This is a genomic window from Pectobacterium carotovorum, assembly GCF_033898505.1.
GTDB lineage: Bacteria > Pseudomonadota > Gammaproteobacteria > Enterobacterales > Enterobacteriaceae > Pectobacterium > Pectobacterium carotovorum_J.
In genome coordinates this window covers 269,741-292,647 of the sequence record NZ_JAXAFK010000004.1, presented here as the reverse complement: position 1 = coordinate 292,647, position 22,907 = coordinate 269,741, and the positions used below count along the sequence as shown (strand labels likewise).

Here is a 22,907-nt window from a genome sequence, read left to right as displayed (position 1 = left end):
CCCACACAGATTGTCTGATTAAATTGTTAAAGAGCAGTGCCACATCTTCCGTGGCGCGGGCCGCATATATTATGCGTTTCCGCTGTGAAGTCAAGTCATTACTGACCGCCTTCGTTGAATCTTTTTTGCTGTTACCGCAACCGCGTGTCGCTGTTGCCGTGTCAGTGGAGGCGCATTATAGGGACTTCTCGCCGCCTGACAAGCGCTAAATGCAAAAAAATTATCGAGTGGGGATTTTTTCAGCAAAGCGAATTAAAAGACGCCGTTATGCCGGATTTTTCGCCGCTAATTAGGAGAAAACCTCACCTTACAGACTGACGAACCATGAGTTCCGGCGTCAGCACCAACACATTCGGCTCGGTATTCGGATGTTCCAGGCGATACAAAAGTGTATCCACTGCCAGTTCGCCGAGTTCATCCTTCGGTTGGTGAACAGTAGTAAGAGGTGGTGACATATAGCGAGCCAGCTCAATATCATCGTAACCCACAACCGCCATGTCTTGAGGAATCGAAAGCCCTGCCTGATAAAGCGCATGGTAAACACCAACGGCCATCGCATCATTACTGGTGAACACGGCTTCTGGCTTATCTTCCAGCGCTAATAACTGCTGCATAGCGCGATAGCCTGCTTCAAATTCAAAATCGCCGAAAATTTCATACTCAGCGGGAACGAATAGCCCAGCGAGCTGCATCGCCTGTCGATAACCTTCCAGTCGGTTATAGGCTGTCGTCTTATCTTTCGGGCCCGCAATGCATGCTATCTTTTTATAACCGCGCGAGATGAGGTAATTGGTCGCGATCTCTCCACCAAGCAGAGAGTTATCTTTAATGACGTCCATGACGCCTTCAAAGGGGGCCCAATCCATCATGACCATAGGAATAGAAGGATAGCGGCTCATCATTTCGGGCAAAGGGCGATGGCTTTCGGTGCACATTAGCAGTACGCCATCGACCCGCTTTTGCAGCAGCGTTTCAAGGCTATGGCTCATTCTGTCGCGATCGCCTTCGGTGTTGCACAGAATCAGACTATAGCCACGCTCATAGCAGCAACGCTCAACGCCACGCACCACTTCAGCATAAAACGGGTTATTACTGGCAGTGAGCAACATGCCGATGGTGCGGGTCTGGTTTATTTTCAGACTCCTGGCCAGCGCAGACGGCGCATAGTTGAGATCCTCAACGGCCTTCATCACTTTTTCGCGAATGGTGTCGCTGACAAAGCGGTTGTTATTAATGACGTGAGATACGGTAGAAGTAGAAACGCCCGCAAGACGGGCGACATCTTTCATGGTGGCCAAAGATCACCCCTGGGTTTGCAAAAATTCGTCGATCTCTTCACGCCATGGGACAGAGGGCTGAGCACCTCGGCGAGTAACGGCTATCGCCGCTGCCGCATGGGCAAATTTTACGGCGGAGGACATCGGTTTATTTTCCAGCAACGCGGTAACAAGCGCACCATTAAATGTATCCCCAGCGGCGATAGTATCCACGGCTTTTACACGATACCCCGGTATACGCTGCCCCTGGCCGTTTTCACTTAGCCATACACCACGGCTACCCAACGTGATGAGAACCGTTTCAATGCCTTTATCGTGCAGAACCTGTGCTGCGCGAGCCGCATCTTCTTCCGTCTCGACGGTAATTCCCGTCAGGAACTGCGCTTCGGTTTCATTTGGTGTGATCATATCGACCCGCGATAACAGCTCATCAGGCAGCTCACGTGCAGGTGCGGGGTTAAGAATCACTTTCGTCTGGTGTTCATGCGCCAGTTTGGCTGCTGCGATGACCGTTTCCAACGGCGACTCAAGCTGCATCAGCAACGCAGAGGCATCCATAATGTGTTGCTGATGACGATGAAGGTAATCAGGCGTTACGGCCGCATTCGCGCCGGCGTTAATCGCGATCATGTTCTCAGCGTCGGCGTTAACAAAAATCAGCGCAACGCCGGTTGTTTCCCCGGAGATAGCCTCGACGGCGGAAACATCAATATTGTCCTTGGATAACTGCTGGCAAATACGGGCGCCAATATCATCGTCTCCGACGCAGGCAATAAAGGCGATGTCTGCACCGCTTCGGCCAGCGGCAACGGCCTGATTGGCGCCTTTCCCACCGAAAGCAACGCTATATTGCTCACCGATAACCGTTTCGCCCGGGCGGGGAAATTGCTCAAGATTGAGAATATGGTCAGCATTAATACTGCCCAGCACCACCAGCTTACCCGTTTTCATTATGTCGAATCCCGCTACTACGTTAATAATGCGCCACCACAAACGGGTGGCGCGAGCCCTGCTTTATTCTTTAATTATTTTGCTACCAGCTTCAGGTCAACCGGAATGATGGCCTGCGTTTTTTCGCCTTTCAGCACTTTCGCCGCTGTCTCGATACCGATCACACCAATCTGATCGGGACGCTGAGCAACCGTTGCCCCCAGCTTGCCTGATTCAACGGCCTTCACGCCATCCTGCGTACCGTCAAAACCGACGACCAGCACATCTGTTTTGCCTGCGGTTTGCAGTGCACGCAGTGCACCCAGCGCCATTTCATCGTTCTGAGCAAATACAGCCTGAACGTCAGGGTGCGCGGTCAGCAGGTTCTGCATCACGTTCAGCCCTTTAGTACGGTCGAAGTCGGCCGGTTGGCTGGCCAGCATAACGAATTTATTTTTCTCAGCAGATTTCATGAAGCCTGCACCACGCTCGCGTGCGGCAGACGTTCCGGCGATCCCTTCCAACTGAATCACTTTAGCGCCTTCACCCAATTTCTTGGCAATGAAGTCACCGGCAACTTTACCACCGAAGGCGTTATCAGAAGCAACGTGGCTCACAACTTCACCACTGCTGGCAACGCGGTCCAGCGTAATAACAGGGATCTTGGCCTGGTTCGCCATTTTAATCGCATTACCGACCGCATCAGAATCGGTCGGGTTGATCAGCAGAACTTTGGTTCCACGCACCGTCAAATCCTGAACGTTAGCCAGCTCTTTCGCTGGGTTATTCTGGGAATCCAGCACGATCAGCTCGTAACCCAGTTTGTCGGCCTCTTTCTGCGCACCCTCTTTCATTGAAACAAAGAACGGGTTATTCAGCGTAGAAACCACCAGCGCAACCGTATCTTTGGCCAAGGCATTAGCACTGACAGTCGCGCTCAGCGCAACAGCGGAAACCAGAGTAGCCAGCTTTTTCATATTCATAACTCAATTCCTGTGTGAATGAAGGTTATTTACTGCTTTTGTTATCTACCAGAACCGCCAGCAAAATGACGACTGCTTTAACGATCATTTGGTAGTAAGAAGAAACACCTAATAAATTCAGCCCGTTGTTGAGGAAACCAAGGATAAGAGCGCCGATCAGCGTGCCAACGATACGCCCTTTTCCTCCAGCCAGACTGGTGCCGCCCAATACCACAGCCGCGATGGCATCCAGTTCATACCCTGTCCCCGCCGTAGGCTGTGCAGAGGACAAACGTGCGACTTCGATAATTCCCGCCAGGGCAGACAGCAGCCCACACAGGGAATAGACAATAATCTTGATTTTATCAACGCTGATGCCGGACAAACGGGTCGCAGACTCATTGCCTCCCAGCGCATAGATATAGCGCCCCAGACGCGTATGGTGCAGCATGTACCAGGCCGCCGCGAACACGATAGCCATGATCCAGATTGGCGTCGGAATCCCCAGTGGACGGCCGATACCGAACCAGCCAAAAGCATCCGCCACGTCAGAAAAGCCGGTATTAATCGGGCTGCCGTTGGTATAGACCATCGTCACGCCACGCAGCAGCAGCATCATGACCAGCGTGGCGATAAACGCCTGCACTTTACCTTTGGAGACAATGACGCCGGTGCCCGCGCCAATCAGCGCCCCCAGCGCCAGCGCGCCAAATACGGCCACCAGCGCATTGACTTCCAGCCCGACGATGGAAGCTGCTACGGCCCCCGTCAACGCCAGCAGTGAACCCACTGATAAATCGATGCCCGAGGTCAGAATCACCAGCGTCATACCAACGGCCATGATGGCGTTCACCGACGTCTGCTGAAGAATATTGAACAGGTTGTTCAGGGTGAAAAAGTTAGGGCTCATAGCGGAAACAATCGCAATAAGGATCAGGAGCGCGATCAGCGATTTCTGCTCCAATAACCACTCTTTGCTGAACCAGCGTTTTGCCGCGATAGGTTGAGAACTCATGTCTGACTTACTCCTGCTTTGCGCCGTATTGCTTACCAACGGCCGCAGCCATCAGTACTTCCTGGGTTGCTTGCTCAATCGGGAAATCACCGCTCAAGCGCCCTTCATGCATCACAATGATGCGATCGCTCATTCCCAAGACTTCGGGCATTTCGGATGACACCAAGATGATACTCAGCCCTTCTTCTTTGAATTGATTGATTAACTGATAAATTTCTTTCTTCGCCCCGACATCGACGCCACGCGTCGGTTCATCGAGGATCAGGACATTCGGGCGTGTCATCAGGCCGCGAGCTATCGCCACTTTCTGCTGATTACCACCGGAAAGCAGGCCGATAGGCTGCTCCATTGAAGGCGTTTTAACATTGAACAGGCGAATAAAGTCGGCAACCGTTAATTGCTCTTCAGCGTGTTTCAGACGACCGCCCGCATGGCTGAAATAGCGCAGTGCCGTTAAGGACATGTTTTCTTTTACCGACATGCCCAACACCAAACCATCACGCTTACGGTCTTCCGAGATGTAAACAATGCCGTTCGCCAAACCATCCTGCGGTTTTCGGGTTACCACGTCGCGGCCATCCAGCGTCACATTACCGCCAGTCCGCGGCAGTGCGCCGTAGAGAATCTTCATCAGCTCGGTACGACCCGCGCCCATCAGCCCGGCAACGCCCAGGATTTCACCTTTCCGCACCGTAAAGCTAACGCTGTCGACGCCCGGCCCGGACAGGTTTTGCACCTTAAGGCGAACCTCTCCCGGCACTTTACTTGAACGCGGGTACTGATCTTCCAGCTTGCGGCCCACCATCATTTCAATCAGCGTATCTTCCTGTAAGTCACTGACCGGACGCTCACCGATAAACTGACCATCGCGGAACACAGTAATGTCATCGCAGATTTCAAAGATTTCTTTCAGACGGTGGGAAATATAGACAATGCCGCATCCCTGAGATTGCAGCTCTTTGATCACGCTGAATAGCGAAGCGGTTTCGGTATCCGTCAGGGCATCGGTAGGTTCATCCATGATGATGACTTTCGATTCAAAGCTCAGCACCTTGGCAATTTCCACCATTTGCTGATCGCCAATCGATAAATCCCCGACCATACGACGGCTGTCGTAGCGCAGATTAAGGCGCTTCAGCAGCTTGTCGGCTTCCGCATACATCTTATTCCAGTCGAGACGGCCAAAGCGGTTGGTAAATTCACGCCCGAGAAAGATATTCTCGGCAATCGTAAGCTGGGGGATCAGGTTAAGCTCCTGATGGATGATACCGATACCTGCTTCCTGGGACGCTTTCGGCCCGTTGAAATCCACCACCTGCCCCAGAAAATGGATGCTACCCGCATCTTTACGGTAGATCCCGGTCAGGACTTTCATCATGGTGGATTTGCCCGCACCGTTCTCGCCCACCAGCGCCATCACTTTTCCCGGATAGACGTTAAGCGCCGCACCGGACAGCGCCTTAACGCCGGGAAAAGATTTCGTGATGCCTTGCAGTTGCAGTAAAGGTTGCATGGATGCCTCAGAACGTTACGCCAGCACACAGGATGACATTGGCATACGGAGAGCACTCTCCGCTGCGAATGATGGCCCGGCTTTTGCCGCTTTGGGTTTTAAATTCTTCATGGCTAACATAGTGCAATGCAATTGAGTTTCCCTGGTGTTGTTCAAGTTGCTTCAATTGATCGAGTAATGCGTCATGGACTGTGGGGTTCTTTTCAATAATCTCTTCCGCCAGAATAGCGGCCTCGACCTGCATTTCACTGGTGACCACACTCACCACCTGCAAAAACGTCGGCACGTTATGTGTTAACGCCAGATCGATACGCGTCGTCGTTTCAGGAATCGGCAAACCCGCATCACCAATAACCAGGCTATCGGTATGTCCCAGTCGAGAAATTACGGAAGAAATATCTGAATTCAATAATGCTGCTTTTTTCATCTTCTCACCCCACCAGCGAAACGTTTCGCTAATAACATTCTAGAAAAAGAAGAGAGAAAGGCAACGAAGAGATAAAAAAAATGTGATCGCTATCGAAACGTTTCGCTAACAAAAAAATAAAGAGAACGAGAGGTCATTATAGACCCTAAATAATTCGAGTTTCAGGCAGGCGGCGAGTAAGGGACAAATTCGTCGGGAACGAATTTGACCAGCCAGCAGCTGGCCTTCGGTGAGAGACAGGATGTCTCTCATTTCATCCCGATGAGCTTACTCAAGTCAGTGATTCGGGTGACAAATCTGCCGGGAGCAGATTTGAACTCTGCTTGCAGCGGCCCTTCAGGGCGAGGCCCACGACGGGCCGAGTATTTGAATGAAGCCAACGCACATGCAACTTGAAGAATGACGGGTATAGGAGATTGATAAATAGCGGGCCAAAGCCCGCCAATAGGGAATTGAGGATAACGATTTAGAGTTTACGAATCTGCTTCACATCCAGTTCGACGGAGTTGAAGTCTTTATCCAGTTCACCCTGGATTTCCACTTTATCGGTGGGCGAAACCATCTGGCCATTCCAGCGCTTGTGATCGATCTCGACTTCCATCGTGCCCGTCGAATCGCGGAACAAATAGTTCTCATCACCGATCCGTTTTTCAATATTGCCGCTCAGCGTAACCCAACTGTCGTCAGGCAGATCTTTAGCCTTATCTACCGTCGTGAGGGAACCCTGCGGATCGATAAATCCCCCTTTATGGGTGCCAACCGCCGGCGTTTCAGGGTTGACGAAACCACCGCCGCTTTGCGCAGCAAATACCGGTGCAGAAACCAGAGCGGTAATGGCGAGTAACGCAGCTGCTTTTTTCATATTTTACCTTCCTTATTGTCTGTCGTTTCGCAGTCAACCTGCGGGAGTAATCGGTCTTCGGGAAGAATTAAAACAAACCGTTCTTAACAGAATCTTAAGGAATCAGCGTCTGCATTTTTATTTTTTTATATTGCCTAAATCGCCCGATTTCAGCGATTTGTCCTGTACACGTCGCCCCCCGATTTCGTATAAAACCGGAAAAGGCGCAAACGCGACAGCGACACATTTCCTGCGAGGCAGCCATGAGAATATTGTTAATCGAAGACGATCGCCTGATTGGCGACGGCCTGAAAGCAGGGCTTAACAAACTGGGCTTTAATATTGACTGGTTTACGGAAGGTAAAGCGGGTGCCGCTGCCTTGAAGGCTGCACCCTATGATGCGGTTGTGCTCGATCTCAGCCTGCCGGGTATGGACGGGATGGATATCCTGCGGCAGTGGCGTCAGGCTGGGCATGACGAACCAGTGCTGATTCTGACCGCACGCGATGCGCTGGAACAGCGTGTGGAAGGGCTGCAACAAGGTGCCGATGATTATTTATGTAAGCCCTTTGCGCTGACGGAAGTTGCTGCTCGCCTGCAGGCGCTGATTCGCCGCCGTCACGGTCAACTGCAGTCGGCATTAACACACGGCGCTGTTTCCCTAGATCCGGGTTCGCGGAGCGTCACGCTTAACAATGAACCGCTGATACTAAAATCTCGCGAACTGGCGCTACTGGAACTGTTTTTGCTCAACCCGAACCGCGTGCTCACGCGCGCGCAGTTGGAAGAAAAGCTCTACGGGTGGGACGATGACGTCTCCAGCAATGCCGTAGAAGTGCACATCCACCACCTGCGCAAAAAGCTGGGCAGCGGGTTTATCCGTACCGTGCATGGCGTTGGCTATATTCTGGGGGACGCGCCATGAACCGACTCAGCCTGCGCTTACGCCTGATTACCGGTTTTACACTGCTGACACTGATTTGCTGGGGCGTAGCCAGCCTGCTTTCGTGGTATCAAACACGCCATAACATCAATGAGCTATTTGATACCCAGCAAATGCTGTTCGCCAAACGTCTGGCCACCATGAATCCTGATGAGTTGCGAATCCAGCCGGTATCTCTGCCCAAAACCAAGAGTCTGGTACATAAGAACCGCGGCAAGCAGGACGATGATGCGCTGGCCTTCGCTATTTTTACCCGAGACGGGAAAATGGTGCTGAACGATGGCGAGAACGGCAAAGATTTCATTTTTGACTATACGCGCAACGGCTTCACCGACGGCAAATTACGGGACGACGACGATGCCTGGCGCATCGTCTGGCTAACCACGGCGGATAATCGCTATGCGATCGCTGTCGGGCAGGAATGGGAATACCGTCAGGACATGACGCTGGATATTGTAAAAACCAACCTGCTGCCCTGGCTATTCGCCCTGCCGATCATGCTGGCGCTGCTGTTCTGGCTGGTCACGCGTGAACTCTCACCGCTAAAACGTATAACCGCCGAGCTTCAGCAACGTTCCCCCGACGAAAGCACACCGCTAGCGACGCAGCACATCCCACAAGAAGTTCGCCCGTTGGTCAACGCATTGAACCACCTGTTTTCTCGTATCAGCGACATGCTGGTTCGAGAACGCCGTTTTACCTCCGATGCCGCTCACGAATTGCGTAGCCCGCTGGCAGCGCTGAAAGTTCAAACCGAAGTCGCGCAGTTGGCGCATGACGATGAAGCCATGCGCCGCCATGCCTTGATCAATCTGGACAAAGGCATCGATCGGGCCACCCGGCTGGTGGATCAGCTCCTGACGCTGTCGCGACTGGATGCCGAATCGTCCCCCGAAGGGATGCAGCCCGTCCAACTCAATGAACTACTGCAACAGGCCGCGATCGCGCATTACCACACGGCGCAAACCGCGGGTATCGAACTCACGCTGGATTTACCGGACACCCCGTTTATCCGGCAGGGACATCCGCTGCTGCTGACTCTGCTGGTGCGCAATCTGTTGGATAACGCCATTCGCTACAGCCATGAGGGGGGGACGGTAAATCTGACGCTGACGGAACACGGCTTTAAGGTGGCCGATAACGGACCGGGCATCAGCGAGGAAGCGCTAGTAAGAATCGGAGAGCGCTTTTATCGCCCACCGGGGCAAGAAAAATCTGGCAGCGGTCTGGGAATTTCCATCGTCAACAATATTGCCAAGCTGCACCACATGCGGGTTACGTTTACCAACCAGCCCCAAGGCGGGCTGATCGTGTCGGTTAATTGGTAAAAGCTATAGAGCGTTACGTTGGGGTAAGATCGAGATACACGGTCGACCACGAGGCGAGGTGTCTCTGCGGGAACCTCATCCCCGTGTTTCCCTAATAACAAACAGTGAGTCGCTGCCTGCTTGTTAACGATAGCGAGTATAGAGGGTTCACTTAAATCTCGACCTGTATCCCCAGCTCAATCAGCCTGTTTGGCGGTATTTCAAACTGATCCGCCGCTCGCAGCGCATTGCGGCTGAGCATCATGAATAGCTTACCGCGCAAGCGCAGATACCACGGACGCTCACCGATAATCAGCGATTCATTGGACATAAAGAAAGACGTTTCCATCATTTGGCAGGTTAACCCGTCCTGCCAGCAGCGCTGAAAGACCTCTTCCACATCCGGCGTTTCACGCCAGCCGTAGTTGGCAATCACTCGCCAGAACGTCGGTGAAAGCTGTTCAACCGTTACGCGGCGGGCGTTCAGCACATAGGGAGCATCCTCCGTTCGCATGGTTAACAGCACCACGCGCTCATGCAGGATCTTATTGTGCTTCAGGTTATGCAGCAGCGCGAATGGGATCACGCGAGTCGCACGCGAGAAATAGACAGCGGTTCCCGGTACACGCGTCGGCGGTGATTTCTCCAGCGACGCAATCATGGCATCCAGCGAGTTACCATGCTCATGCAGCCGACGCAGCAGCCTGAAGCGCTCGCTTTTCCACGTCGTCATGATAATAAACATCACCATACCCAACGCCAGCGGCAGCCAGCCGCCGGACAGAATCTTGACCACGTTCGCCAAAAACATCGGTACATCGATAACCAGTAACCCCGCCAGCAGCGCCCACGCCAGATAGCGATTCCAGAGCCAGTTCTTCACTGCCACCGTACAGAACAGAATGCTGGTAATCACCATGGTGCCCGTTACCGCAATCCCGTAAGCCGCAGCCAGATTGCTCGAATGCTCAAAGCTGACAATCACGATGACGACGGCGATATACAGCATCCAGTTAATGGCAGGGATGTAAATCTGACCGGATTCCATATCTGACGTGTGTACGATACGCATCGGCGGCAAATAGCCCAGCCGCACTGCCTGACGAGTCAGAGAGAAAACGCCGGAAATCACCGCCTGTGAAGCAATGATTGTCGCCAACGTAGCCAAGATCATCAGTGGAATCAGCGCCCAATCTGGCGCCAGCAGGAAGAAGGGATTCTTGATCGCTTCCGGGTTCTTCAACAGCAGCGCGCCCTGCCCGAAGTAATTTAATACCAGCGACGGCAGCACCACCGTAAACCAGGCAAGACGAATCGGGAATTTACCGAAGTGCCCCATATCGGCATACAGCGCTTCAACGCCGGTAATCGCCAGCACCACGGCTCCCAGCGCGAAGAACGACACAGCTTTATATTCGACAAAGAAGCGCACGGCGTACATCGGGTTCAACGCCTGCAAGACTTCGGGGTTAGCGATCACGCTGCGCGCGCCCAGCACACCGAGCGTCAAAAACCAAATCAGCATCACGGGCGCAAACAGCTTGCCGACGCTACCCGTACCGTGTTTTTGAATGATAAAGAGTAATGTCAGAACGACAATCGAGAGCGGGACGATATAGCTGTCCATCGACGGCGCAGCGATTTCCAGCCCTTCCATCGCTGACATCACCGAGATGGCTGGCGTGATGACCACTTCCCCATAGAAGAAGCTGCCGCCAATCAAGCCCATGATCACCAGCACGGACGTCATGCGATCGGAGGTATTGCGCCCGGCTAACGACATTAATGTGAGAATCCCACCTTCGCCTGCGTTATCAGCACGCATCACATAGGTCAGGTATTTCAGAGAAACAACGAGAACCAACAGCCAAAAGATCAGTGAAAGAAAGCCAAAGACCGAATCAGGTTCGACCCCAAAGCCAAACTGCCCTGATAAACATTCCCTTAACGTATAAAGAGGGCTGGTTCCTATATCTCCATAAACCACCCCGATGGCCGCCAGCGTGACAGCCGGAAGCGAACGTTTATGTTCTGAGCTCATAAACCTATCTTCTGTTATTAATCAGTCCGCGAAGCACATCGTTCACAGCAACCCGTCCAAGAGCGCACAGTATGCACAAATCAGGATAAAAACCCATTTTTATTGTGCGGTCACCTGTACACGAAACATCCTGTAAAAAGTGGTTTATTGCTTACTCACCCCGTTAGGGTGTAATAATCCGTAAAAGTATTCTAATAAAAATCTGTGATCTGCCGTTTATTATTACTATTGTCTTTCTGAAAGCAGGGTTTTTCTGATAGACCGTTTTCAGCGAAGCAATCGGGTGAAGAAATAAACGATTTCAGTACATCACATCATGGGACTAACGGATTAATTATGCGTCAAACTGCGGCATTGGCTGAAAGAATTTCTCGTCTCAGCCATGCGCTAGAACACGGACTCTACGAAAGACAACACGCCATTCGTCTCTGTCTGCTGGCAGCGCTAAGCGGAGAAAGTGTTTTTCTGCTGGGGCCGCCAGGTATAGCCAAAAGTATGATCGCTCGGCGTCTTAAATTCGCGTTTCGTCATGCGAATGCGTTTGAGTACCTGATGACCCGCTTTTCCACCCCGGAAGAGGTATTCGGCCCCCTTTCCATTCAGGCGTTAAAAGATGAAGGCCGCTATCAGCGTCTGACCGCGGGCTATCTGCCGGAAGCCGAAATCGTGTTTCTGGATGAAATCTGGAAAGCGGGTCCCGCCATTTTGAACACCCTGCTGACGGCTATTAACGAGCGGCGTTTCCGTAACGGCAACAGCGAAGACACCATCCCAATGCGCCTGCTGGTCGCGGCCTCGAATGAACTACCAGAGGCTGATGGCGGCCTGGAAGCGCTTTACGACCGTATGCTTATCCGCCTGTGGCTCGATCGTGTTCAGGAAAAACAGAATTTCCGGGCGCTCCTCGTGAACAACAGCAGCGAACGCGATAACCCCGTTCCGCCCGCTCTCAGCGTCAGCGATGAAGAGTACCAACAGTGGCAAAAGGACATTGAGCACATTGCACTGCCGGAAGCCGGTTTTGAACTGATTTACACGCTACGCCAGCAGCTCGATACGCTGGAACAGGCCCCTTACATTTCCGATCGACGCTGGAAAAAAGCCCTGCGTCTACTTCAGGCCAGTGCGTTTTTCTGCGGCCGGGACGCCATTACACCGGTTGATATCATTCTTCTGAAAGACTGTCTCTGGCATGACCAAAGCACCTTGACGCTCATTGAACACCAGCTTGAGCTGTTGATTACCGAACACGCCTACCAGCAAAAAAGCCTGCTGTTCCGCCTGCAGCAGGTGAATACCAAACGCCAACAATTCCAGCGTGAACAAAGCGAATTACAGGCATTTTCGGTAGAAAAACAAGGGCACTTCCTCGGCCGGAAATTCCATTACTCCTTGCCTGACACGGTTACCACAGAAACCATGGAACTGGTGCTGCAACGCCCGCTGATCCTGCACGATATTGAAGTCAACCATCTGATCATTGAGAAGAATGCCCTACAAAGCTGGCTACAGAAAGGGGGAGAGATCCGAGGTAAGCTCAACGGTATCGGCTTTACCCAACGCCTCGATCTGGTGGTGGACGATCGTCAACATCTAACCGTTCGCGATATTAGTCTGCAATCCTCTATTCTTTCTCTGCCGGAAAAACGCGATTGTGCGCTTCCTGCCGAAATTACCGATGAATATGAAAAGCTGAACATGCAGCTGCGTGAACAGCGCCGCTTATTCAGCCAGCATCAGCCTTGCCTGTTTGTTCCCAGCGAGTGGCTGGCCAAAATAGAAGCCAGCCTGCAACAGGTTGCCGAGCAAATCCAGCAATCAGAGCAACAGGATTAACGCCGATGATCACGCTGGAATCACTGGAAATGCTGCTGTCTATCGATGAAAACGAACTGCTGGACGATCTTGTCGTCACGCTGCTGGCAACGCCCCAGCTCGCTTTCTTCTTTGAAAAGTACCCCAGCCTGAAGTCCGCGTTACTCAATGACCTGCCTCACTGGAAAGAGACCTTAAAGCAGCGCCTGCGCACCACCCAGGTACCGCCAGAGCTGGAAAAAGAATTTAGCTGCTATCAACGTTCACAATCGATCGACAATCAGACTTTTCAGACGCGCCTGCCTGCGATTATGGATACGCTGAACACCGTGGAGTCACCGTTTCTGACGCAGGCTTCGCAGCTTATCACTGCCCCAGAGAGAACCTTAGGACAGAAGGTAACGAGTGGGCTCCACGCACTCTTTCTTCAACGCTGGCGGTTGAGCCTCACACTGCAAACCGTTTCACTGCATCAGCAGTTGATGGAGCAAGAACGGGAAATCCTGCTGGATGAACTGCAACAGCGCCTGACGCTCAGCGGCAAGCTCGAACCGATTTTGGCCGAAAATGAACATGCGGCCGGACGACTCTGGGATCTCAGCGCCGCACAGCGTATTCAAACCGATCCCCGCCAGTTATTGGATTTTGGCGCGTTCCTGCAACGCCAGCCCGCATTGCAGAAACTGGCGGAACGTCTGGGACGCAGCCGGGAAACCAAATCCATCCTTACACAGGAAGCCCCGAAAGAAGCCTTCCGGGTAAGCGTACGGGAACCCGCCACCGTACCTGAGCAGGTCAGCGGCGTACATCAGAGCGACGATATCCTGCGTTTGATGCCGACAGAGCTGGCCACGTTGGGCATCAGCGAACTGGAATACGAATTTTATCGCCGTCTGCTGGAACATCGGCTGCTGACATACCGCTTACAAGGTGAGAGCTGGCGCGAGAAAATCACGGAACGTCCTGTAGTGCATCAGCAAAACGAACAGCAGCCGCGTGGCCCGTTTATCGTCTGCGTTGATACGTCAGGCTCGATGGGCGGCTTTAATGAGCGCTGTGCCAAAGCCTTCTGTCTGGCGCTGATGCGCATCGCGCTCGCCGACAACCGCCGCTGCTACATCATGCTGTTTTCTACCGGCGTGGTGAAATACGAACTCACATCTGCGGATGGATTAGAGCAGGCGATACGTTTTCTCAGCCAGTCCTTCCGCGGCGGCACGGATATGAGTGCCTGTCTGTCAGCGCTGCTGGATAAGATGGATGACGCGCTTTGGCATGACGCCGACGCCGTGGTGATTTCGGATTTTATCGCCCAGCGATTGCCGGATGAGGTGGTCAATAAGGTGAAAAGCCGTCAGAGGCAGCTACAGCATCGTTTCCATGCTGTAGCGATGTCCGATCATGGCAAACCCGGCATCATGCACATCTTTGACCATATCTGGCGCTTTGATACCGGGTTAAAAAGCCGCTTAATGCGCCGCTGGCAGCACGGCAAAGCGTATTAAAGCAGGCCGGAAACCGACTCACGCAGCGGCTGTGGCCACACGCCGCACTGAACCTGACCAATGTGCGACAATTGCAGCAGCAGCATGACCAGGCGAGACTGACCGATTCCCCCGCCGATCGTTTGCGGCATCTCACCGCGCAGCAGCGCCTGATGCCATTCCAGCTTCAGACGTTCTTCATCCTGCGTCAGCGCCAGCTGGCGTGTTAACGCTTCCGCATCGACACGGATGCCCATGGATGAAATCTCAAACGCATCGTTCAGAACCGGGTTCCACACGACGATATCGCCGTTCAGACCCGCCAGTTCCTGCTCGCCTGGAGTCGTCCAGTCATCATAATCCGGCGCACGCACATCATGAGAGTGCCCGCTGGACAGCTTACCGCCAATCCCAATCAGGAAAACGGCACCCAATTCTTTAGCAATAGCGCGTTCACGTCCTTTGGCATCCAGATCGGGATAGCGCTGCAGCAACGTTTCGGTGTGCACAAAGTGAATCTGTTCCGGCAGGAAAGGCTGAATACCAAACGCCTGATGTACTGCGGCTTCCGTCGCTTTAATGCCTTGATAAATACGCGTCACCGTCGATTTCAGATACTCAGCATGACGCTCGCCGTCTCCCATCACGCGCTCCCAGTCCCACTGATCGACATAGACCGAGTGGATCGGGCTCAGACGATCTTCGTCCGGGCGCAGTGCCTTCATGTGGGTATAGATGCCTTCGCCGAAGCTAAAATCATACGCGCCCAGCGTTTTACGTTTCCATTTAGCCAGTGAGTGCACCACTTCAAATGTGGAATCCGGCAGGGCTTTCACCTTAACCTGCACCGCTTTTTCCGTACCGGACAAGTTATCCTGCGTGCCATCGCCGATACGGCTAAGAATCGGTGCCTGGACTTCAATCAATCCCAGAAGCTGCTCCAGCTGGCTGGAGAAGAAAGATTTAACGAAGCTGATTTGCTGCTGTTTTTCGATGTACTGCTTTTTCATTGCCGCGTCTCTTATTCATCGTATTTAGTTATTCATTAAGCAATAAAAACCGCTAGCCATTCAATAATCTTATGGATAAATTGCTCTTGTGCTTTTAATCCGTCATTTTATAGCGGTATAAAATCATTATTCGCTAAAATAGGAGGCTCAAAGTGGCAGAAATTTATCAGATCGATAATCTCGATCGCGGCATTCTTTCCGCCTTAATGGAAAATGCACGCACCCCGTATGCCGAACTGGCAAAACAGTTTTCCGTCAGTCCGGGGACAATCCACGTTCGAGTGGAAAAAATGAAACAGGCGGGCATCATTGTCGGTACGCGTCTGGACGTGAACCCAAAACAGCTGGGCTATGACGTGTGCTGCTTTATCGGCATCATTCTGAAAAGCGCCAAAGATTATCCCTCGGCGCTGGAGAAGCTGAACAATCTGGAAGAAGTGGTCGAGGCCTACTACACCACCGGGCATTACAGCATCTTTATTAAGGTCATGTGCCGCTCGATAGAAGCGCTGCAACATGTACTTATCAACAAGATCCAAACCATTGATGAAATTCAGTCCACTGAAACACTCATCTCCCTGCAGAACCCCATCATGCGGACGATCGCGCCGTAATGCTTTTTTCCTATACCCATATTATCCACAGGTAGATCCCAGCCAGATCACAGCGTACAATGTCCCGTCTTTTATCAGATGGGATCGCTATGGCAGACATTACCTTGATCAGTGGCAGTACCCTTGGCAGCGCCGAATACGTCGCAGAGCATTTGGCTGAACTGCTGGAGAAGGATGATTTTTCCACTGAACTTCTGCACGGTCCTGAGCTTGATGCACTGCCTAAGAGCGGTGTATGGCTGGTGGTGACCTCCACCCACGGTGCCGGGGAATTTCCTGATAACCTGAAAGCGCTGTTTGACCAGTTGGAACAACAGAAGCCCGATCTTTCTCAGATGAGCTTTGGTGCGATAGGGATCGGTAGCAGAGAGTACGATACGTTTTGTGGCGCGATCCAAACAGCGGATCGTGTGCTGACTCAGTTAGGGGCTAAACGGATCGGGGACATCCTCGAGATCGACATCACCCAGCATCAGATTCCTGAAGATCCGGCTGAAGAATGGCTAGGATCGTGGGTTAATTTACTCAAATAAGATTAAATATTCGGCAGTTGAATGTGGATAACTATACTTAATTCAGGTGTAAAAGCCGTAGTTATCCCAATAATAACCCAAGTTCATTTTTTGTCCTGTGTATAAACCCGCATTAAGATCCCAGCTTATACTGGCCAGGATCACCGATCATTCACAGGTAAGGATCAACGCCATTCTCTTGATCTTTAATGTGAATAATCACTTATCCACACAACACGACGATCCTAATAAGAGATCTAATAAAGAGATCTTTAAATAAAAAGATCTTTCTTTAATTAACGAGGATCCAACGGACTTGGTCGTTGGCTCAAAGTTGAGTAGAATCCCCCACCCCAGGGCAAATAACGATCGTTCACCACTCATCATTCGCAATAATGCGAGGAGCAGTACCATGTTTTATCCAGATCCATTTGACGTCATCGTGATTGGTGGCGGTCATGCCGGAACAGAAGCTGCGATGGCTTCTGCCCGAATGGGCCAACAGACGCTTTTACTCACACACAATATTGATACGCTGGGACAAATGTCTTGTAACCCGGCGATTGGCGGTATTGGAAAAGGCCATCTGGTTAAAGAGATCGATGCCATGGGAGGGTTGATGGCGCGCGCCGTTGACCAGGCAGGTATACAGTTTAGGATACTAAACAGCAGTAAAGGCCCAGCGGTCAGAGCCACTCGCGCGCAAGCGGATCGCGTACTCTACCGTCAGGCGGTTCGCACCGCGTTGGAGAATCAGCCAAACCTGATGATCTTCCAGCAGGCTGTTGACGATCTGATTGTGGAAAACGATCGTGTCGTTGGTGCCGTAACCCAGATGGGACTAAAATTTCGTGCGAAAGCCGTCGTATTAACGGTAGGCACTTTCCTTGACGGCAAGATTCACATCGGGCTGGACAACTACAGCGGTGGGCGTGCAGGCGATCCGCCTTCTATTCCGCTGGCACGTCGCCTGCGTGAGCTGCCTCTGCGCGTTAACCGCCTGAAAACCGGTACTCCGCCGCGTATTGACGCCAGAACGATCGATTTTAGCGTGCTAGCTCAACAGCACGGTGACAACCCAATGCCGGTTTTCTCATTCCTGGGGAATGCGAGCCAGCATCCGGCGCAAATGCCGTGCTACATCACGCATACCAACGAGAAAACCCATGATGTGATCCGTAATAATCTGGATCGTAGCCCGATGTATGCCGGGATCATCGAAGGGATCGGCCCGCGTTATTGCCCATCGATCGAAGACAAAGTCATGCGTTTTGCCGATCGAAATACGCATCAGATCTTCCTTGAGCCAGAAGGCCTGACCAGTAACGAAATTTATCCTAACGGGATCTCAACCAGTTTGCCGTTTGACGTTCAGTGGCAGATTGTTCGTTCAATGGCAGGAATGGAAAATGCACGCATTGTTCGCCCTGGCTACGCCATTGAGTACGATTTCTTCGATCCCCGCGATCTGAAACCAACGCTGGAAAACAAATTTGTTCATGGCCTGTTCTTCGCCGGACAAATCAACGGCACAACAGGATACGAAGAAGCCGCTGCGCAGGGCATGCTGGCAGGGCTGAATGCGGCTCGATTAGCTGCCGATAAGGAAGGCTGGTCACCGCGTCGCGATCAGGCCTATCTCGGCGTGTTGGTTGACGACCTCTGTACGCTGGGGACGAAAGAACCCTACCGTATGTTTACGTCGCGTGCCGAATATCGTCTGATGCTGCGCGAAGATAACGCCGATCTGCGTTTGACTGAAATGGGTCGCGAGCTGGGGATGGTCGACGATCATCGCTGGGCACGTTTCAACGAGAAACTCGAGAATATTGAAAAAGAGCGCCAGCGCCTGCGCGATATTCACGTTCACCCACAGTCTGAGCAGTTAGATCAAGTTAACTCGCTGCTGAAAACGCCGTTGTCGCGTGAAGCGAACGGTGAAGAGCTGCTGCGTCGCCCTGAAGTGGATTACGTTCAGCTTACTGCGCTGCCGCTGTTTGCTCCGGGATTAACCGACGAGCAGGCTGCTGAACAGGTTGAAATTCAGGTCAAATACGAAGGATATATTGCTCGTCAACAGGATGAAATCGAGAAACAGCTGCGTAATGAAAATACGTTGCTGCCTGCCGATCTGGACTACAAGCAGGTTAACGGGCTGTCCAATGAGGTTATTGCCAAACTGAACGACCACAAACCTTCGTCTATCGGTCAGGCTTCACGGATTTCCGGTATTACGCCTGCGGCAATTTCCATTCTGCTGATCTGGCTTAAAAAACAGGGTCTGCTGCGCCGCAGCGCCTGATTTAAGGTAAACTTATCCCCTAAATAGCCGGTTATCCGGCTATTTTTATTATTAACCTCATATTTTTCATCGGGATCTTATTGTGCGCAACACACTCGATAATCTGCTAAACGCGGCTGGCATTGTGATTTCAGATAAGCAAAAAAATCTTCTGATACAGTATGTTGACATGCTGAATAAGTGGAACAAAGCTTACAACCTGACGTCGGTACGCGATCCGCAGCAAATGCTTGTCCGTCACATCATGGACAGCATCGTGGTTGAGCCGCATTTACACGGGCAACGTTTTATCGATGTGGGGACGGGGCCTGGGTTGCCGGGGATTCCATTAGCGATTGTTCGCCCTGATTCGCACTTTACCTTGCTGGATAGCCTGGGTAAGCGCGTACGTTTCCTGCGTCAGGTTCAGCATGAACTGCAGCTTGAAAACATCACGCCGGTGCAAAGTCGCGTTGAGGAATTTCCAGCAGAGCCACCTTTTGATGGCGTGATCAGTCGGGCATTTGCCTCTCTGCATGACATGATTAGCTGGTGCAGCCATCTTCCTGCCAGATCGACAGGGCGATTTTATGCGCTAAAAGGTGTACTTCCAGAGGATGAATTGTCATCTTTGCCACAAGGTGTCCTATTGGATCAGGTCGTTCGCTTATCTGTCCCCGAACTGGAAGGCGAGCGCCATTTGGTCGTGCTTAAACCAAACTAATTTTGTTTTTTATCAAAAAAATTATAACTAAATATTGCGTGTGAAGTTGCCACCTCGTTTATCGGTGGCAGCGTTCCAGAATGCATCACGATCACTGAAATTTTACATCTTCGTTTTTTCAACGTTGTCCTTTTGCTTTCGCACTGAATAATAACGAACGAAAATAAATCATTGGCATCAAAATTTAGTTATTTTTGTGTTAATTGAGTAAAAAAACGATATCAATAATGTCAATAGTCGGTTGAAACGTTGTTTGTTGCGTTTTTTGAATAGATATTTTTATAACTTATTGAAGTTAAATAAAATAAATAGCTTATTTTGCTAAAGACAAAAAAAAACACGTTCTGTTATAAATAGTCGTAAAGCCTTTTATGTGAGTCACATCACAGATTAGAGGCCTTTAGAAATTAATTACACCAGACATGATAAGGGATGATTGTTAGTAAAAACGGGGCTTCAGAAAGAAATTTAAATAATTGTTCACCTTTTCGCTACTTATCGATTGAATTCGCAGGTATGACCCGTATAATTTGCTCGTTTTTTGCTGCTTGACTCAGTGGTGTAAAGGCAGTTTTATACGTCATTCGGTATACCTCTGAAAAGGTACGGAGAGAGCAAACGTCATGCCTGTATCCCTTTACAGCGGAAAAGTAGCCTTCAGGCTGCTGTTGTTACAGTTAGTGACTTTTGCTTTGTTGAGTGCTGTTTTCAGCCTCAATAGCGTCAATGCTGCCGCTTCTGCATTAGGTGGGGGATTGGCAGCCTGGTTGCCGAATGTTTTGTTTGTGCTGTTTGCCTTGCGTCATCAGTCGCACAAGCCCGCAGATGGGCGTGTGGCCTGGTCATTCGCGATTGGCGAGGCGCTCAAGGTCTTTATCACCATTGCACTGTTAGTGGTGGCGTTAGGCGTGTTTAAAGCGGCATTTTTTCCGCTTGGCCTGACTTATTTATCGGTGCTGATTATGCAGATCGTGGCACCGGCCGTAATTAATCGTTACCGTAGTTAACAACAAAAGGGTAAGGGACATCATGGCTGCTGGAGAAATCTCTACTCCGCAAGAGTATATCAGTCACCACTTGCACCATTTGCAGGTAGGGACGGGTTTTTGGTCGATCAACGTCGATTCGATGTTTTTCTCCATCGCTCTTGGGATCCTCTTTCTGGTTATCTTTCACCGTGTCGCTAAGCGCGCAACCAGCGGTGTGCCAGGTAAGCTGCAAACGGCCGTCGAACTGATTATCGGTTTCGTTGATGGTACCGTGCGCGATATGTTCCATGGCAAAAGCAAACTGATTGCTCCTTTGGCGCTGACCATTTTCGTCTGGGTTTTCCTGATGAACCTGATGGACCTGCTGCCTATCGATCTGTTGCCGCAAGCCTGGGCGGGCATTTATAGCCTGTTGGGATACGATCCGGCGCATGCTTACCTGCGTGCCGTGCCGACGGCTGACGTGAACATTACGCTGTCGATGGCGCTTGGGGTGTTTATCCTGGTTCTGTTCTACAGCATCAAAATGAAGGGTCTCGGTGGTTTTGTTAAAGAACTGACCATGCAGCCGTTCAACCATCCAGTATTTATTCCTATTAACCTGATTCTTGAAGGTGTCAGCCTGCTGTCCAAACCTATTTCCTTAGGCTTGCGACTGTTTGGCAATATGTATGCGGGTGAGTTGATCTTCATCCTGATTGCCGGTCTGTTGCCGTGGTGGTCACAATGGCTGTTAAATGTGCCTTGGGCTATTTTCCACATTTTGATTATTACGCTTCAGGCTTTTATTTTCATGGTTCTGACGGTTGTTTATCTCTCGATGGCATCTGAAGAGCATTGATTTTCTTTCAACAAATAACGTTTTTAACTGAAACAAACTGGAGACTGTCATGGAAAACCTGAGTGTGGATCTGCTGTACATGGCTGCCGCGTTAATGATGGGTTTGGCGGCAATCGGTGCTGCGATCGGTATCGGCATTCTGGGTGGTAAATTCTTGGAAGGTGCTGCTCGTCAGCCTGACCTGATTCCTTTACTGCGTACACAGTTCTTTATCGTCATGGGTCTGGTTGACGCCATCCCAATGATCGCTGTTGGTCTGGGGCTGTATGTGATGTTTGCGGTGGCCTAAGCAGAATGTTTTCTGCTGAGGTTAAAACATCAACTTATTTAACTTTGAAAGAGGCATTGTGCTGTGAATATTAATGCAACAATCCTCGGCCAGGCCATTGCGTTCGTCCTGTTTGTCTGGTTCTGCATGAAGTATGTATGGCCGCCGATGATGGCAGCCATCGAGAAACGTCAGAAAGAAATTGCTGACGGTTTGGCTTCTGCTGAACGTGCCAAAAAAGATTTGAACTTGGCTCAGGCCAATGCGACAGATCAACTGAAGAAAGCCAAAGCGGATGCTCAGGTTATCATCGAGCAGGCGAACAAACGCCGTGCTCAGATCCTGGATGAGGCGAAAGCTGAAGCGGAAGCTGAACGTAACAAGATTGTGGCGCAGGCGCAGGCTGAAATCGAAGCCGAACGTAAACGTGCTCGTGAAGAGCTGCGTAAACAAGTTGCCGTATTGGCGATTGCCGGTGCCGAGAAAATTATTGAACGTTCCGTGGATGAAGCTGCTAACAGCGACATCGTTGATAAACTGGTCGCTGAACTGTAAGGAGGGAGGGGCTGATGTCTGAATTTGTCACGGTAGCTCGCCCCTACGCCAAAGCAGCTTTTGACTTTGCGGTTGAGAATCAGGCCTTGGATCGCTGGCATAACATGCTGGCGTTTTCGGCCGAAGTAGCGCGCAATGAGCAGATTGCCGAGCTGCTTTCCGGTGCAGTTGCACCGATTGAGCTGGCAAAAACGTTTATTGCCGTTTGTGGTGATCAACTTGATGAAGCCGGTCAGAACCTGATTAAGGTGATGGCCGAAAACGGACGTTTACCGGTACTTCCTGAAGTACTGGAACAATTTATTCAACTGCGGGCAGCACTAGAATCGACGGTTGACGTCGATGTGATTTCTGCCAACACGTTGAGTGAGCAGCAGCTGTCGAAGATCGCTGCCGCTATGGAAAAACGTCTGTCACGCAAAGTGAAGCTGAATTGCAAAATTGATAAGTCTGTCATGGCCGGCGTGGTTATCCGCGCGGGCGACATGGTGATAGATGGCAGCATTCGCGGTCGTCTGGAACGTCTGGCAGACGTCTTGCAGTCTTAAGGGGACTGG

General features: G+C 51.3%; 23 protein-coding genes. 14 read left to right on the top strand and 9 right to left on the bottom strand.

All coding sequences use genetic code 11. The features are described 5' to 3' along the window. Positions 1–209: hypothetical protein (locus tag R9X49_RS18410; RefSeq protein WP_319849781.1), on the top strand; the 209-nt coding region annotated here is incomplete at its 5' end. 93 nt (positions 210–302) lie between these two features. Here R9X49_RS18410 and rbsR read toward each other — a convergent pair. From rbsR to R9X49_RS18375, 7 genes are all read right to left on the bottom strand, one after another. Then, positions 303–1,298, bottom strand: coding sequence for a ribose operon transcriptional repressor RbsR (gene rbsR / locus R9X49_RS18405; protein ID WP_319849780.1), 996 nt, complete (start codon positions 1,296–1,298; stop codon positions 303–305). A gap of 3 nt (positions 1,299–1,301) precedes the next feature. Next, entirely contained in the window at positions 1,302–2,228 is a 927-nt protein-coding gene (gene rbsK, locus R9X49_RS18400) for a ribokinase (RefSeq protein WP_319849779.1), read from the bottom strand. A gap of 74 nt (positions 2,229–2,302) precedes the next feature. Next, positions 2,303–3,190 (bottom strand): ribose ABC transporter substrate-binding protein RbsB, encoded by an 888-nt coding sequence (gene rbsB / locus R9X49_RS18395; protein ID WP_205549419.1) that lies wholly within the window; start codon positions 3,188–3,190, stop codon positions 2,303–2,305. Positions 3,191–3,215: 25 nt separating this feature from the next. Then, positions 3,216–4,184 carry a ribose ABC transporter permease gene (gene rbsC, locus R9X49_RS18390; RefSeq protein ID WP_263058387.1) on the bottom strand — a complete coding sequence of 323 codons (969 nt, stop codon included), beginning with the start codon at positions 4,182–4,184 and terminating at the stop codon, positions 3,216–3,218. Between the two features lie 7 nt (positions 4,185–4,191). Beyond that, complete coding sequence (gene rbsA, locus R9X49_RS18385) at positions 4,192–5,697, bottom strand: ribose ABC transporter ATP-binding protein RbsA (protein ID WP_319849775.1); 1,506 nt, start codon at positions 5,695–5,697, stop codon at positions 4,192–4,194. Between the two features lie 7 nt (positions 5,698–5,704). Next, complete coding sequence (gene rbsD, locus R9X49_RS18380) at positions 5,705–6,124, bottom strand: D-ribose pyranase (protein WP_039533593.1); 420 nt, start codon at positions 6,122–6,124, stop codon at positions 5,705–5,707. Between the two features lie 466 nt (positions 6,125–6,590). Then, positions 6,591–6,986 carry a NirD/YgiW/YdeI family stress tolerance protein gene (locus R9X49_RS18375; RefSeq protein WP_319849774.1) on the bottom strand — a complete coding sequence of 132 codons (396 nt, stop codon included), beginning with the start codon at positions 6,984–6,986 and terminating at the stop codon, positions 6,591–6,593. 242 nt (positions 6,987–7,228) lie between these two features. On the opposite strand from R9X49_RS18375, the gene qseB reads away from it, so the two are divergent. After that, on the top strand, positions 7,229–7,891 hold the full coding sequence (gene qseB / locus R9X49_RS18370; RefSeq protein WP_319849773.1) for a quorum sensing response regulator transcription factor QseB: 663 nt from the start codon (positions 7,229–7,231) through the stop codon (positions 7,889–7,891). After that, positions 7,888–9,237 (top strand): quorum sensing histidine kinase QseC, encoded by a 1,350-nt coding sequence (gene qseC, locus R9X49_RS18365; RefSeq protein WP_319849772.1) that lies wholly within the window; start codon positions 7,888–7,890, stop codon positions 9,235–9,237. Before qseB ends, qseC begins: the two co-directional genes overlap by 4 nt. 151 nt (positions 9,238–9,388) lie before the next feature. On the opposite strand, the gene kup is transcribed toward qseC, so the two are convergent. Further along, complete coding sequence (gene kup / locus R9X49_RS18360) at positions 9,389–11,257, bottom strand: low affinity potassium transporter Kup (RefSeq protein ID WP_319849771.1); 1,869 nt, start codon at positions 11,255–11,257, stop codon at positions 9,389–9,391. Between the two features lie 336 nt (positions 11,258–11,593). Here kup and ravA point away from each other — a divergent pair, with 336 nt between their 5' ends. After that, positions 11,594–13,093, top strand: coding sequence for an ATPase RavA (gene ravA / locus R9X49_RS18355; RefSeq protein WP_319849770.1), 1,500 nt, complete (start codon positions 11,594–11,596; stop codon positions 13,091–13,093). A 5-nt stretch (positions 13,094–13,098) separates the two neighbouring features. Beyond that, positions 13,099–14,577 (top strand): ATPase RavA stimulator ViaA, encoded by a 1,479-nt coding sequence (gene viaA, locus R9X49_RS18350; RefSeq protein ID WP_319849769.1) that lies wholly within the window; start codon positions 13,099–13,101, stop codon positions 14,575–14,577. Here viaA and asnA read toward each other — a convergent pair. After that, entirely contained in the window at positions 14,574–15,566 is a 993-nt protein-coding gene (asnA, locus tag R9X49_RS18345) for an aspartate--ammonia ligase (protein WP_319849768.1), read from the bottom strand. The two genes, viaA and asnA, sit on opposite strands and share 4 nt — an antisense overlap. Before the next feature lie 152 nt (positions 15,567–15,718). On the opposite strand from asnA, the gene asnC reads away from it, so the two are divergent. From asnC to atpH, 9 genes are all read left to right on the top strand, one after another. Further along, the gene (asnC, locus tag R9X49_RS18340) at positions 15,719–16,180 is read left to right on the top strand and encodes a transcriptional regulator AsnC (RefSeq protein ID WP_010300103.1); all 462 of its coding nucleotides are present in this window, start codon (positions 15,719–15,721) and stop codon (positions 16,178–16,180) included. Positions 16,181–16,269: 89 nt separating this feature from the next. After that, on the top strand, positions 16,270–16,713 hold the full coding sequence (mioC, locus tag R9X49_RS18335; RefSeq protein ID WP_319849767.1) for an FMN-binding protein MioC: 444 nt from the start codon (positions 16,270–16,272) through the stop codon (positions 16,711–16,713). Positions 16,714–17,104: 391 nt separating this feature from the next. Continuing rightward, entirely contained in the window at positions 17,105–18,994 is a 1,890-nt protein-coding gene (gene mnmG, locus R9X49_RS18330; protein WP_319849766.1) for a tRNA uridine-5-carboxymethylaminomethyl(34) synthesis enzyme MnmG, read from the top strand. Between the two features lie 82 nt (positions 18,995–19,076). Further along, complete coding sequence (rsmG, locus tag R9X49_RS18325; protein ID WP_225086334.1) at positions 19,077–19,697, top strand: 16S rRNA (guanine(527)-N(7))-methyltransferase RsmG; 621 nt, start codon at positions 19,077–19,079, stop codon at positions 19,695–19,697. Positions 19,698–20,320: 623 nt separating this feature from the next. Next, positions 20,321–20,704 (top strand): F0F1 ATP synthase subunit I, encoded by a 384-nt coding sequence (gene atpI / locus R9X49_RS18320; RefSeq protein ID WP_180743538.1) that lies wholly within the window; start codon positions 20,321–20,323, stop codon positions 20,702–20,704. Positions 20,705–20,726: 22 nt separating this feature from the next. Beyond that, positions 20,727–21,527, top strand: a complete 801-nt coding sequence (atpB, locus tag R9X49_RS18315) for a F0F1 ATP synthase subunit A (protein WP_015842329.1) — start codon at positions 20,727–20,729, stop codon at positions 21,525–21,527. Between the two features lie 49 nt (positions 21,528–21,576). Next, positions 21,577–21,816, top strand: a complete 240-nt coding sequence (atpE, locus tag R9X49_RS18310; protein ID WP_005976545.1) for a F0F1 ATP synthase subunit C — start codon at positions 21,577–21,579, stop codon at positions 21,814–21,816. Positions 21,817–21,879: 63 nt separating this feature from the next. Then, positions 21,880–22,350 (top strand): F0F1 ATP synthase subunit B, encoded by a 471-nt coding sequence (atpF, locus tag R9X49_RS18305; RefSeq protein WP_010681466.1) that lies wholly within the window; start codon positions 21,880–21,882, stop codon positions 22,348–22,350. A gap of 14 nt (positions 22,351–22,364) precedes the next feature. Next, positions 22,365–22,898: a F0F1 ATP synthase subunit delta gene (gene atpH, locus R9X49_RS18300; RefSeq protein ID WP_319849765.1), complete on the top strand. Its 534-nt coding sequence runs from the start codon at positions 22,365–22,367 to the stop codon at positions 22,896–22,898. Positions 22,899–22,907: the final 9 nt, after the last annotated feature.

Coding starts and splice junctions, on each gene's coding strand:
- rbsK (WP_319849779.1), bottom strand. CDS start 2,228: ATGAAAACGGGTAAGCTGGTGGTGCTGGGCAGTATTAATGCTGACCAT.
- rbsB (WP_205549419.1), bottom strand. CDS start 3,190: ATGAATATGAAAAAGCTGGCTACTCTGGTTTCCGCTGTTGCGCTGAGC.
- rbsC (WP_263058387.1), bottom strand. CDS start 4,184: ATGAGTTCTCAACCTATCGCGGCAAAACGCTGGTTCAGCAAAGAGTGG.
- rbsA (WP_319849775.1), bottom strand. CDS start 5,697: ATGCAACCTTTACTGCAACTGCAAGGCATCACGAAATCTTTTCCCGGC.
- rbsD (WP_039533593.1), bottom strand. CDS start 6,124: ATGAAAAAAGCAGCATTATTGAATTCAGATATTTCTTCCGTAATTTCT.
- R9X49_RS18375 (WP_319849774.1), bottom strand. CDS start 6,986: ATGAAAAAAGCAGCTGCGTTACTCGCCATTACCGCTCTGGTTTCTGCA.
- qseB (WP_319849773.1), top strand. CDS start 7,229: ATGAGAATATTGTTAATCGAAGACGATCGCCTGATTGGCGACGGCCTG.
- qseC (WP_319849772.1), top strand. CDS start 7,888: ATGAACCGACTCAGCCTGCGCTTACGCCTGATTACCGGTTTTACACTG.
- kup (WP_319849771.1), bottom strand. CDS start 11,257: ATGAGCTCAGAACATAAACGTTCGCTTCCGGCTGTCACGCTGGCGGCC.
- ravA (WP_319849770.1), top strand. CDS start 11,594: ATGCGTCAAACTGCGGCATTGGCTGAAAGAATTTCTCGTCTCAGCCAT.
- viaA (WP_319849769.1), top strand. CDS start 13,099: ATGATCACGCTGGAATCACTGGAAATGCTGCTGTCTATCGATGAAAAC.
- asnA (WP_319849768.1), bottom strand. CDS start 15,566: ATGAAAAAGCAGTACATCGAAAAACAGCAGCAAATCAGCTTCGTTAAA.
- mioC (WP_319849767.1), top strand. CDS start 16,270: ATGGCAGACATTACCTTGATCAGTGGCAGTACCCTTGGCAGCGCCGAA.
- mnmG (WP_319849766.1), top strand. CDS start 17,105: ATGTTTTATCCAGATCCATTTGACGTCATCGTGATTGGTGGCGGTCAT.
- atpI (WP_180743538.1), top strand. CDS start 20,321: ATGCCTGTATCCCTTTACAGCGGAAAAGTAGCCTTCAGGCTGCTGTTG.
- atpB (WP_015842329.1), top strand. CDS start 20,727: ATGGCTGCTGGAGAAATCTCTACTCCGCAAGAGTATATCAGTCACCAC.
- atpE (WP_005976545.1), top strand. CDS start 21,577: ATGGAAAACCTGAGTGTGGATCTGCTGTACATGGCTGCCGCGTTAATG.
- atpH (WP_319849765.1), top strand. CDS start 22,365: ATGTCTGAATTTGTCACGGTAGCTCGCCCCTACGCCAAAGCAGCTTTT.